Below are 11,909 nucleotides of genomic sequence, written 5' to 3'. Positions count from 1 at the left end.
TCTTAACTGCATTTTCAAATAAAGACCCATTAATATAAGGAAACTCTTTTAATGTTTCATCTAAATTAGTTTGTCTCTCTTCTATTTTTGTATCAAGCACTTCAAATAATTGATGAAGCCATATTCCTGTATCGCTTCCGTCTTCTTTTGTTTTATCTTCTATTAAATATTTAAAATCTTCATTTTTAAATATTCCAGTATCATCAGCAAACAAACAAAAAAGCACCCTCACCAAAAATAATTCCAAATCATGCTGTTTATAATTATTTTTTGCAAGTCTGTCATATAGTTTTCCCATAAGTTCTGAAGCCTTTATGTTGGCAGGCTCTAAATCTTTATAAACTCTTTTCTGATATCCTGCTATAAAGCCGAATAATTTTATATTCTTATAAAAATCTTTAAACTCAAATCTATATTCCTCATTTTCATCTAAATCAAAAAGTTCAAAATTATTAAAGTCAGAAACTAATATATATCTTGGAAGTTCTCCTTCTTTTAATCCTTCAAAATATTCAAATGCCTGTGCTTTAGCTTCTTGTAAGTTTTTTCCTAAAGATTTATGCTCAACAATTAAAACTCCTTTCCAAAATAAATCTATAAACCCCTGTCTATTATTTAATTTTTTTACAGGTTCTTCAAAACTTGCAACTCTTCTTCTGCTTAATCCAAAAACTTCAAAAAACTCATTATAAAAAGTTTGTTTTTCAGCATTTTCTCTTTTTTCATTTTCCCATTTCTTTTGAAAATCCAAAGCTCTGTTTTTTATTTCATTCCAAGATAAATTAGCCATAAATATAAACTCCTAATCTATTCTTTATTATAACATATTTTTATAAAAACTTAAAAATGTGATAATTTACTAGTGATATAGTTTTTTGATTAAAATTTATGGAAAAGAACAATAAAAAAGTGCAAACCTTGTTTAGGATTTGCACTTTAATGTTTTATTTATTTTTTAGCTTTTTTCTTTATAGAAGGAAGCTCATCATAAATCTCTTTGAATAAATGCTCAAAGAAATCATCATCATATTTATTGATATCTTCTATAAATATCATATCTTTAGCATTTTTATAAGGCGGCTTTAATATATAATCTTTTATTAAAGTTTTTGCCTTATCAGTAGGCTTTATAAAAAGATGATTATCGCATACATAAGCTGTTATTTTTTTGTTATAATAGATTATGTATTCCCCCATCATCTGTTTATAATTAATATCATCTAAAGAATCTAGTTTGTTTAATACTATATTAAGAAAGTCTTTAGATGACGGCATTAATTAACCTTTTCTATTTTATCAAAACCAGTAAACGGTCTTAAAACATCTGGAATTATTACGCTTCCGTCTGCCTGCTGATAATTCTCAAGTATAGCTATCCAAGTTCTTCCAACAGCAATGCCAGAACCGTTTAATGTATGTACTAATTCAGTTTTGCCGTTTCTTCTAGTTCTCATCTGCATTCTTCTTGCCTGATAATCCCAACAGTTACTTACACTTGAAATTTCTCTGTACATGTTTTGTGAAGGAAGCCAAACTTCTATATCAAAAGTTTTGTATGCAGCATTTCCTATGTCTCCAGAAGAAAGAACAACCACTCTGTAAGGTAATTCTAATGCCTGTAAAATACTCTCAGCATCTTTAAGCATTTTCTCATGCTCTTCTTTAGACTTGTCAGCAGCACATATTTTTACAAGCTCTACTTTGTCAAATTGGTGCTGTCTTATTAAACCTCTCATATCCTTACCATAAGAGCCAGCCTCAGAACGGAAACATGGTGTATAAGCAGTACAATATAATGGAAGCATATTTTCAGGTATAATCTCTTCTCTGTATATGTTTGTAAGAGGAACTTCTGCAGTAGGTATTAGGTATAAAGCAGGGTCATCTGTAGTTTTAAATAAATCCTCTTCAAACTTCGGAAGCTGACCAGTACCAGTCATAGTTCTGCCATTAACAAGCATAGGAGGCACATATTCTGTATAACCATGCTCGCTTGTGTGTTTTTTAAGCATAAAGTTAATCAATGCCCTCTCTAATGCAGCCCCTTTTCCTTTCATAAGTGAAAAACGAGTTCTTGCCATTCTTACAGCTCTTTCAATGTCAAGTATATCAAGCCCTAAGGCTATATCCACATGGTCTTTCACTTCAAAATCAAACTTTCGAGGCTCTCCCCATCTTATTATTTCTTTGTTTGCCTTCTCATCATCGCCGTCAGGCACATCTTCAGAAAGCATATTTGGCAAATAAAGTATTTCGTTATTAACTGCCTCTTCTAATTCTGCTAATTTTTCTTCTTTTTTATTTAAGGATTCAGTAAATGTTTTCATCTCTTCTTTTATCTTTTCTGCCTCTTCTTTCTTTCCAGCTTTCATATATTCGCCGACTTTTTTTGAAGATTCATTTTTCTTTGCTCTGTCTTGTTCTACTTCTTTTAAAAAGTCTAATCTCTCATGCTCTAAAGCCTTTAATTTGTCAAGAGAAACTTTACTTCTTCTCTTTTTTAAGTTCTCCTCTACTAATTCAATATTCTCTCTTATTAATTTTACATCTATCATAATCAAAATCCTTAAATAAAAATTTATATTAATTATACTACTAATTTTAAAAATAGTAAAATGTTTATTTAATATAAATATTCTAAAATTTATTATAAAACGTAGGTTGACAAGTTTCGATATTTTGTTAGAATATACTAACAAAATATAAGGAGATATTTAAATAATGATAGATATAATAGCAATACCGATAATAATACTATTAGCGATAATAATAATGTTTTTTTCATTAAGGAAGAAAGTATTAAAGAAAGAATGCGGCTGCTCAGGAGAATCCAAAGAATGCTGCTGCAAGAAGAGGAAAAGTTAAAAATGTATAAAATGTATAATTTCTATTTTTAAATTATTTTACTGTTATAGACATACTATGTATATGTATATTTAACATTATAATAATATCAAATGTATTTTTAGTATAATTTTTAATTAAATTTCGCATAAATTTTGTTTCAATAAACCATACCATCCTTAGGTATATTTCTATTTAACTGCCGCTATTTTTCAAATTTTTTTGTAAATAAAAATCAATAAAAAAATATTTTTTTACATATAAATATTGATTTCAGTAATAAAATTTCTATACTATGTAATTGTAAAACATTAATATTTTAGGGGGGTAATAACATGGATTTAAAAAACTCAAAAACTAGTGAAAATTTAAAGACAGCCTTTATTGGCGAGGCGATGGCAAGGTGCAAATATATATATATTACGCTGAAAAAGCAAGAGAAGAGGGAATGGAAAGCTTGGCATTAGCTTTTGAGAAAGCATCAAGAAATGAGCAGGAACATGGAAAGTTATGGTTTGAGCATTATCATGGAATTTTATCTAAAGAAGAGAATTTAAAAGATGCAATTGCAGGAGAGACTTATGAATCTGAAGAAATGTATTTAAACTTTGCTAAAACAGCCAAAGAAGAAGGATTTAATGACATAGCTATACTTTTTGAACATGTAGCAAAAATAGAAGAAGGACATAAAAATATGTTTGAAGGCTTTTTAGGTGAAAAAAGTAATGAAACAGCAAAATGGCAATGTCAAAAATGCGGATATATACATACAGAGGCTAAAGCACCAAAAAGATGTCCTGTATGCGAACAATATAGAGTTGGAGGAATAAACTAAATAATTAATTATTATAAATTAAAAATTTATGGGGGTTATAATTATGTATAGTAAAAAATCAGAATTTTTAGCAGAAATAATTGGCTCTATGTTTATAGCGTTATTTGGATGCGGAGTTGTAGCATCTGTAGTTGTAGGCAGCAATGGTGCTCCTATAAACATACATATTGCTTGGGGGCTTGCCGTTACATTTGGTATATATGCTTCTGGTAAAATAAGCGGAGCACATTTAAATCCTGCTGTTACTTTAGCATTAGCCGTTACAGGAAGATTTCAATGGTCTAAAGTTTGGTATTATATAGTGGCACAAATGATAGGGTTCTTTATCGGTGCTGCTATAGTATTTGCTGTTTATTATGGTAAATGGATAGAGGTTGATCCTAATTTTGAAAATACTGCAGGGGTTTTTGCCACTTTTCCAGCAGTTCCAGGATTTTTATATGGATTCATAGACCAAGTTGTAGGTACATTTCTTTTAGTATTTTTAATACTTGCTACAGGTGATGCCAACAATACACCTGCCGGTGCTAATTTAGGACCTATAATAGTTGGGCTTATAATAGTAGCTATAGGTATGTCATTTGGATTTATGCATGGTTATGCTATTAATCCTGCTCGTGATTTAGGACCTAGACTTTTTGCAGTTGTTGCAGGTTTTAAAAACAATGGACTTACAGACGGAAGTAATGTTTGGATAGTTCCTGTAATAGGACCTATAATTGGGGGAATTTTTGGAGCTATTGTATATGATGTTACAATAGGAAATATATTTTCTAAAAAACAATAAATTTATAAAAGGAGATTAATTATTATGTCTAAATATGTAGTAGCAATAGATCAAGGAACAACTAGCAGCAGAGCTATAGTATTTGATTATAATCAAAATATGGTATCAGTTGCCCAAAAAGAATTTACACAAATTTATCCTCATGAAGGTTGGGTTGAACATAATGCTTCAGAAATATGGGCTACTCAGTTTGGAGTATTACAGGAAGCTATACAGATTGCAGGAGTTAAACCAGAAGAGATAGCAGCTATTGGTATAACTAATCAAAGAGAAACCACTGTTGTTTGGGACAAAAACACAGGAGAGCCTATTTATAATGCTATAGTTTGGCAATGCAGAAGAACTGCACCTATTTGTGATGAATTAAAACAAAAAGGTATTGATGTATATATAAGAGAAAATACTGGTTTAGTTGTTGATGCTTATTTTTCAGGCACTAAAATAAAATGGATACTTGACAATGTTCCAGGTGCCAGAGAAAAAGCTGAAAAAGGTGATTTATTATTCGGCACAATAGATACTTGGCTTGTATGGAAACTAACTGGCGGTAAAGTACATGTTACAGACTATACTAATGCATCAAGAACTATGATATATAATATTAAAGACTTAAAATGGGATGATAACATTTTAAGAGAGTTAAATATACCTAAAAGCATGCTTCCAGAAGTAAAAGATTCTTCTTGTGTTTATGGATATGCTAATATTAACGGTGCAGAAGTTCCTATATCAGGCATAGCAGGCGACCAACAGGCTGCATTATTTGGACAGGCTGGATTTAATAAGGGGGACACAAAAAACACTTATGGTACTGGTAGTTTTATTTTAATGAATATTGGTGAAAACTTTATTTTAAGTAAAAACGGACTAATCACTACTATAGGTATTGGATATAATGGAAAAATTGAATATGCTTTAGAAGGTTCTGTATTTATAGCTGGTGCAGTTATACAATGGATACGCGATGAATTAAGACTACTTCATGATGCAAAGGATACCGAATATTTTGCTACTAAAGTAAAAGACACAAATGGAGTTTATTTAGTGCCTGCTTTTGTTGGTTTAGGTGCTCCTTATTGGGATATGTATGCAAGAGGCTGTTTAGTTGGTATTACAAGAGGAGTTAATAGAAGCCATATAATAAGAGCTGCTGAAGAGGCTATCGCTTATCAGAGTAAAGATGTAATTGATGCAATGGTTGCAGACAGCAAAGTAAAACTCTCTTCATTAAAAGTTGACGGCGGAGCATGCAGAGATAATTTCTTAATGCAGTTCCAATCTGACATCATCAATACAAAAGTTCTTCGTCCTCAAATCACAGAGACTACTGCTTTGGGTGCTGCTTATTTGGCTGGGCTTGCTGTAGGATTCTGGAAAGATAAAGATGAGATTGCTAACAGATGGAAATTAGAAAGAGAATTTACTCCTTCGCTTTCTGAAGAAGAAAGAAACAAAAAATATATGGGTTGGAAAAAGGCTGTTGAAAGAGCTAAGGGTTGGGCTTTATAATTTGTCATTAATTATGCATATTGATATTTTATTTATGTAAGATATTAATATGCATATTATATTCTTGTTTTTTTGAAATTAATTTTATAATAGACAATTTTATTAAAAAATTGTTTTATTGATTCTAAAGAGTTTAAAGTTTTATTGTATAAAAAATTTAGAGGAAATATATATATGTATGATATATTGATTATAGGAGCAGGGGTTTCAGGAACTTCTTCAGCAAGAGAATTGTCAAGATACAAAGCTAATATATGTGTTGTTGAAAGAGGCGAAGATGTTTGCTCAGGTACTTCAAAATCTAATAGCGGAATAGTACATGCGGGGTTTGATGCTACTAATGGTTCACTTATGGCTAAATTAAATGTATTAGGTAATAAAATGATGCCAAAAATAGCAGAAGACCTTGATGTGCCTTTTAGACAAAATGGTTCTTTGGTAGTTTGCACTAATGAAGAGGATATTCCTAATTTAAAAGTAATATACGAAAGAGGAATAAAAAATGGAGTTGAGGGGCTTCAAATATTAAACAGAGAGGAAGTTCATAAAAGAGAGCCTAACTTAAATGATAATGTATGTGCTGCTTTGTATGCTCCTACTGGGGGTATAGTTGATCCTTTCATTTTAAATATTGCTTATGCTGAAAATGCTCATGCTAATGGAGCGGAGTTTAAATTTAATACAGAAGTAATCAACATTAAAAAACTCCCTGACAGCACTTTTGAAGCAGAGACTAATAATGGCATTATAAAAACAAAGTATGTTGTAAATGCTACTGGAGTTTATGCTGATAAGTTTCATAACATGATGAGTAAAAATAAAATACATATAACGCCTAGAAGAGGTGATTATATTTTGTTAGACAAAGAAGTTAATAATCTTGTTACTTCTACAATATTTGCTTTGCCTACAAAATTAGGAAAAGGTATTTTAGTTACTCCAACAGCTCATGGAAATATAATGCTTGGACCTACTGCTATTGATATAGAAGACAAAGAAGGGTTAAACACTACTGCTGACGGACTTGCTCAGATTATAGAAAAATCCAAAATGACAGTGAAAAATATTCCTTACAATAAAGTTATTACTTCTTTCTGCGGGCTTCGTCCTCATGAAGATAATCATGAGTTTATTATAAAAGAACTTGAAGACTGCGAGGGATTTTTTGACTGTGCTGGTATAGAATCTCCTGGACTTGTTTCTTCTCCTGCTGTAGGAGTTATGGTTGCTGATATAGTAAGCAAAAAAGGAAATTTCGAGAAGAAAGAAAACTTTATAGAAAAGAGAAAAGGAATTACTCATTTTAATGCACTTTCTAATGAAGAGAAAAACAAACTTATAAAAGAAAATCCTTTATACGGGCATATTATTTGCAGATGCGAGAAGGTTACAGAGGGAGAAATAGTAGAGGCTATAAAAAGCCCTATAGGAGCTAAATCTATTGACGGAGTAAAAAGGCGTGTACGTGCTGGGCTTGGAAGATGTCAGGGCGGTTTCTGCTCTCCTAAGATAATAGAGATTTTGGCTAGGGAGCTTAATGTTTCACCTATAACTATTACAAAATGCGGTAAGGGTTCTGAAATAGTTATTGGTTATGATAAGGAAAGTTTTTAATAATTAGTATTTTATATAAAATATTTTTATATATAAAAAAACTACTGCGGTTTGGTACTAATTTTATACTTGCACTTTTTGGTTCTTTTTGCTGCGGGAAAAAGAACAACAAAAAATTATCAAACTTGAAAATTTTTAGTATATAAAAATAAACGAGGTAAAAAATGCAATCTTATGATGTTGTTGTTATAGGAGGCGGTCCTGCTGGACTTGCTGCTGCCATTTCTGCTAAAGAAAATGGAATAGATAATTTGCTTATGTTAGAGCGTGACAATGTGCTTGGAGGCATACTAAATCAATGCATACACAATGGTTTTGGGCTTCATAGATTTGGTGAGGAGCTTACAGGACCTGAATATGCTTATAGGTTTATAGAAAAAGTTTATAATTTAAATATCAATTATAAACTTAATACTATGGTTTTGGATATTGTTCTTAACGACGATAAAACAAAAACAATTACTTATATAAATAAAGAAGAGGGTGTTATTCAAATCAATGCCAAAGCTGTAATACTTGCTATGGGTTGTCGTGAGCGTTCAAGAGGGGCTTTAAATATACCAGGATTTAGACCTGCGGGAATATTTTCTGCCGGTGCTGCTCAGCATTTAGTTAATATTGAAGGATATATGCCTGGTAAAGAAGTTGTTATACTTGGTTCTGGTGATATAGGGCTTATTATGGCTAGGAGAATGACTTTTGAGGGAGCTAAAGTAAAAGTAGTAGCTGAAATACTTCCTTTCTCCGGAGGTCTTAAAAGAAATATTGTTCAATGTTTGGACGATTTTGGTATACCTCTTAAGCTAAGTCATACAGTTATTGACATTAAAGGAAAAGAAAGACTTGAGGGTGTTACAATAGCTAAAGTTGATGAGAATATGAAGCCTATTAAAGGTACTGAAGAATATTATTCCTGCGATACTTTGCTTTTATCTGTTGGGCTTATACCTGAAAATGAGCTTTCAAAAGAGATTGGTGTTGAGATTAATCCTATTACTTCTGGGGCTATAGTTAATGAAAGCTTGGAAACTAATATTGACGGAGTATTCTCTTGCGGCAATGTACTTCATGTTCACGACTTAGTAGACTTTGTATCTGAAGAGGCTGAAACTGCAGGTAATAGTGCTGCTTCTTATGTTCTTAAAAACAAAAGAAGAGATGATAAAAACTCTATTTTATTAAAAGGTTCTAATGGTGTTAGATACACTGTTCCTTCTATGATTAATACTGACAATGTAGATGATCATGTGATGGTGAGATTTAGAGTAAGCAATATATTTCAAAATAAATTCTTGAATGTCTATTTTGATGGTGAAAGAGTAATGCATAAAAAGCATTTAATATTTGCTCCGGGAGAAATGGAGACTGTAAAACTTGATAAAGCAATGCTTTCAAAAGAAGGCTTAAAAAATATTGAGTTTAAAATAGAAGACAATTAAAATTTTAAATAACAATTTTTATGATATATAATAAAAGCATTAAAAATATCAAAAAGAGGTTATTTATATATGAGTAAAACTATAAGATTAATTTATCCGCAGTGGCAGGGCGGAATTATTTCTCATTGGATACCTGAACTAAAAGCTGAAGATTCTTCAAGAGGTTATTATATTGGTGCAAAACTGCTTAGCATTCTTGCACCAAAAAATAATAACCATGAAAGTATAGAAGTTCCTGTTTCTTTAGATATAGAAAAAAGAGAGATAAAAAACGGCATTATGGATTATGATTTTATAGTATCTCAAACTAAAAACGCATTGGATATTTTAAATAAAAATAATCCTGATAAAATAATAACTTTTGGAGGTGAATGTTCTGTAAGTGTAGTGCCTTTCACATATCTAAACAAAAAGTATAATAATGATATCGCTTTAATTTGGATAGATGCTCATCCTGATATCACTTTGCCAAAAGATAATACTTATGCTGGATATCATGCTATGGCTGTTAGTGCTTGTATGGGTAATGCTGATGAATATATAAGCTCTATACTTCCAAGCAGAATTTCAGCTGATAAAATATTATTTGTAGGGCTTAGAGATTGGGAAAGAGATGAGATAAAAAAACGCCAAGAAGAATACGGGATATCTCATTTTGCTCCTGAAGACACTTCTTCATCAAGTGAAATTGTAATAGAATGGCTTAAAAAAACAAATACCTCTAAAGTTTTAATACATTTTGATTTGGATGTGCTTGAGCCTAATGAGATAATAGCTGCAGTAGGCGTTTCTCCTAATGGAATGAAGATAAACGAAGCAGTGAAAATAATAAATGATATTTCAAGAGAAAAGGAAATTGTCGGCTTTACTATAGCAGAACATATGCCAAGAGTTGAGATAATGCTAAAAAATATGATGGCTGATTTGAGTTTATTTAATTAACTCAATATAATTAAAAAACAAAGAATATAAGGAAGTAATAAATATGGAAAAAAAAGAATTAACTTGTATATGCTGCCCTATGGGCTGTGGTTTGTCTGTAGAATTAGAAGGCAGTAATGTTTTAAATGTAAGCGGAAACACTTGCAAAAGAGGCGATACTTATGCAAGAAATGAAGTTGTTCGTCCTGTAAGAATGGTTACTTCTATAGTGAAAGTAAAAAATGGAAAATTAAAAATGCTTCCTGTAAAAACTAAAGAGCCTATAGAAAAATCAAGAATTAATGAATGTTTAGAGGCTTTAAAAACTGTAGAAGTTCAAGCACCTATTCATATAGGAGATATTGTTGTACAAAATGCTGCTGGTGTTAATATAGTTGCTACTAGAAACATTGAAATTAAAAAATAATTTTTTATTGATATATATTTGACTTTTATTATTTTATCAATATAATGATTTCGTTTTATTAGTTTATAAAGTTGTAATAAGATAAAAATTGTATATACTATTTAAATAATAAAAAGTAAAAAAGTTGGATAGCAATTAGTGAAAAAAATATTTACAAACATACCGCATGCAGTAAAAGAAATAGCAAGAATTTTACATATAGAAGGTTTTAAATGCTTCTTAGTAGGAGGTGCTGTTAGAGACTCTATAATGGGTATAACTCCTCATGAATACGATATCACCACAGATGCAAAACCAGAAGACGTGCAGAGAATGTTTAAATACACCGTTCCAACAGGTATAAAACATGGAACTGTATTAGTAATAATAGAAGATATGCATGTAGAAATAACTACTTTCAGAAGCGATGGCAATTATAGCGATGGAAGACACCCAGATAAAGTAGAATATGCTTCTAGTATAGAAGAAGATTTGCCAAGAAGAGATTTAACTATTAATGCTATGGCGTATAATGTATTAGATGGCACATTGATAGATATGTTTGACGGTATGAAAGATATAAAAAGAAAAATTGTACGTTCTGTGGGCAATCCTTATGAAAGATTTACTGAAGATGGTCTTAGAATAATGAGGGCTATTAGATTTGCTACAAAACTAAACTTTGAAATAGAGAAAGAAACATTTGAAGCTATATGTCATTCTACAGGCATGCTTGCATCTATTGCAGCTGAAAGAATAAGAGAAGAGTTTAATGGGATACTTCTTTCAAACAACCCTTTTAGAGGAATAGAACTTCTTAGAAAAACAGGAATTCTTCCTTTAATAATGCCAGAATTAATGCAAGGTTTTGGAGTTAATCAAAATAAGTTTCACAAATATGATGTCTATTATCATATACTTCATACTATACAAGCTGTAGAACCATTAGAAAATGCTCAATTAACTTTACTTGTACGATTAGCAGCATTATTTCATGATATTGCTAAACCTATGGTTCAAAAGAAAGTATCAAAGCAGGACGATCCTGTTTATTATAATCATGAGGTTGTAGGTTCTTCTGTTGCTAAAAAAATAATGAAAAGACTAAAATATTCTAATGCAGAAATAGAGTTTGTTACTCTTTTAGTAAGGCAGCATATGTTTTATTATCAAGATGAATGGACTGACGGAGCTGTTAGAAGGTTTATGCGTGCTGTTGGTGTTGAAAACATTAAACCTTTATTAAAATTAAGAGAAGCAGATAGAATTGGAAGCGGTAATAGAAAAGATAAAGAAAGTAAAGCGATACCAAAACTTTTAGCGAGAATAGAAAAAATTATAGAAGCAGAAAATGCTATCACTGTTAAAGATTTAAAAATTGATGGAAATGATTTGATTAGAGAGTTCAATTTGAAGCAAGGACCTATGATAGGCAAAATACTTAATTATCTCTTAGATTTAATATTAGATGAACCAGACCTAAATGAAAAAGATATTTTATTAGAAAAAACTAGAAATTTTCTAGAAAGCAATAATATTAATAATGAGGCTTGA

The 11,909-nt window shown here is 30.9% G+C and carries 11 protein-coding genes and 1 pseudogene; 9 read left to right on the top strand and 3 right to left on the bottom strand.

Annotated features, from left to right (window positions below):
* The 3 genes from EPJ72_RS12435 to serS all read right to left on the bottom strand — a co-directional run.
* Nucleotides 1-790, bottom strand: a 790-nt coding sequence (locus EPJ72_RS12435; RefSeq protein WP_439897275.1) for a type IIL restriction-modification enzyme MmeI, incomplete at its 3' end; no start/stop codon positions are given.
* Between the two features lie 158 nt (nucleotides 791-948).
* A complete protein-coding gene (locus tag EPJ72_RS12430) occupies nucleotides 949-1,275 on the bottom strand; it encodes a TfoX/Sxy family protein (RefSeq protein ID WP_147732431.1) in 327 nt (108 codons plus the stop codon).
* Nucleotides 1,275-2,555, bottom strand: coding sequence for a serine--tRNA ligase (gene serS / locus EPJ72_RS12425; protein WP_147732430.1), 1,281 nt, complete (start codon nucleotides 2,553-2,555; stop codon nucleotides 1,275-1,277). Before serS ends, EPJ72_RS12430 begins: the two co-directional genes overlap by 1 nt.
* Nucleotides 2,556-2,721: 166 nt before the next feature.
* On the opposite strand from serS, the gene EPJ72_RS13220 reads away from it, so the two are divergent.
* The 9 genes and pseudogenes from EPJ72_RS13220 to EPJ72_RS12385 all read left to right on the top strand — a co-directional run bounded on the left by EPJ72_RS13220 (nucleotide 2,722) and on the right by EPJ72_RS12385 (nucleotide 11,909).
* Nucleotides 2,722-2,865: a hypothetical protein gene (locus tag EPJ72_RS13220; RefSeq protein WP_199749296.1), complete on the top strand. Its 144-nt coding sequence runs from the start codon at nucleotides 2,722-2,724 to the stop codon at nucleotides 2,863-2,865.
* Nucleotides 2,866-3,179: 314 nt separating this feature from the next.
* Nucleotides 3,180-3,679 (top strand): annotated as a pseudogene (locus EPJ72_RS12420) (rubrerythrin family protein).
* A 43-nt stretch (nucleotides 3,680-3,722) separates the two neighbouring features.
* A complete protein-coding gene (locus EPJ72_RS12415) occupies nucleotides 3,723-4,466 on the top strand; it encodes an MIP/aquaporin family protein (RefSeq protein WP_147732429.1) in 744 nt (247 codons plus the stop codon).
* A gap of 24 nt (nucleotides 4,467-4,490) precedes the next feature.
* The gene (glpK, locus tag EPJ72_RS12410; RefSeq protein WP_147732428.1) at nucleotides 4,491-5,975 is read left to right on the top strand and encodes a glycerol kinase GlpK; all 1,485 of its coding nucleotides are present in this window, start codon (nucleotides 4,491-4,493) and stop codon (nucleotides 5,973-5,975) included.
* A 174-nt stretch (nucleotides 5,976-6,149) separates the two neighbouring features.
* Nucleotides 6,150-7,589: an NAD(P)/FAD-dependent oxidoreductase gene (locus tag EPJ72_RS12405; RefSeq protein ID WP_147732427.1), complete on the top strand. Its 1,440-nt coding sequence runs from the start codon at nucleotides 6,150-6,152 to the stop codon at nucleotides 7,587-7,589.
* A gap of 164 nt (nucleotides 7,590-7,753) precedes the next feature.
* A complete protein-coding gene (locus EPJ72_RS12400) occupies nucleotides 7,754-9,028 on the top strand; it encodes an NAD(P)/FAD-dependent oxidoreductase (RefSeq protein ID WP_147732426.1) in 1,275 nt (424 codons plus the stop codon).
* A 69-nt stretch (nucleotides 9,029-9,097) separates the two neighbouring features.
* Nucleotides 9,098-9,970 carry an arginase family protein gene (locus EPJ72_RS12395; RefSeq protein ID WP_147732425.1) on the top strand — a complete coding sequence of 291 codons (873 nt, stop codon included), beginning with the start codon at nucleotides 9,098-9,100 and terminating at the stop codon, nucleotides 9,968-9,970.
* Between the two features lie 43 nt (nucleotides 9,971-10,013).
* The gene (locus EPJ72_RS12390; RefSeq protein WP_147732424.1) at nucleotides 10,014-10,376 is read left to right on the top strand and encodes a DUF1667 domain-containing protein; all 363 of its coding nucleotides are present in this window, start codon (nucleotides 10,014-10,016) and stop codon (nucleotides 10,374-10,376) included.
* A 138-nt stretch (nucleotides 10,377-10,514) separates the two neighbouring features.
* Nucleotides 10,515-11,909: a CCA tRNA nucleotidyltransferase gene (locus tag EPJ72_RS12385; protein WP_147732423.1), complete on the top strand. Its 1,395-nt coding sequence runs from the start codon at nucleotides 10,515-10,517 to the stop codon at nucleotides 11,907-11,909.

The sequence above is a fragment of the Brachyspira pilosicoli genome (assembly GCF_008016535.1).
GTDB classification, from domain to species: Bacteria; Spirochaetota; Brachyspiria; order Brachyspirales; family Brachyspiraceae; genus Brachyspira; species Brachyspira pilosicoli_A.
This window is presented reverse-complemented; position numbering and strand designations above follow the sequence as displayed.

What these genes read in the sequence shown, in the direction of transcription:
- EPJ72_RS12395 (WP_147732425.1), top strand. Translation starts at nt 9,098, where the DNA reads ATGAGTAAAACTATAAGATTAATTTATCCGCAGTGGCAGGGCGGAATT.
- EPJ72_RS12405 (WP_147732427.1), top strand. Translation starts at nt 6,150, where the DNA reads ATGTATGATATATTGATTATAGGAGCAGGGGTTTCAGGAACTTCTTCA.
- EPJ72_RS13220 (WP_199749296.1), top strand. Translation starts at nt 2,722, where the DNA reads ATGATAGATATAATAGCAATACCGATAATAATACTATTAGCGATAATA.
- EPJ72_RS12430 (WP_147732431.1), bottom strand. Translation starts at nt 1,275, where the DNA reads ATGCCGTCATCTAAAGACTTTCTTAATATAGTATTAAACAAACTAGAT.
- EPJ72_RS12400 (WP_147732426.1), top strand. Translation starts at nt 7,754, where the DNA reads ATGCAATCTTATGATGTTGTTGTTATAGGAGGCGGTCCTGCTGGACTT.
- EPJ72_RS12390 (WP_147732424.1), top strand. Translation starts at nt 10,014, where the DNA reads ATGGAAAAAAAAGAATTAACTTGTATATGCTGCCCTATGGGCTGTGGT.
- glpK (WP_147732428.1), top strand. Translation starts at nt 4,491, where the DNA reads ATGTCTAAATATGTAGTAGCAATAGATCAAGGAACAACTAGCAGCAGA.
- EPJ72_RS12415 (WP_147732429.1), top strand. Translation starts at nt 3,723, where the DNA reads ATGTATAGTAAAAAATCAGAATTTTTAGCAGAAATAATTGGCTCTATG.
- serS (WP_147732430.1), bottom strand. Translation starts at nt 2,555, where the DNA reads ATGATAGATGTAAAATTAATAAGAGAGAATATTGAATTAGTAGAGGAG.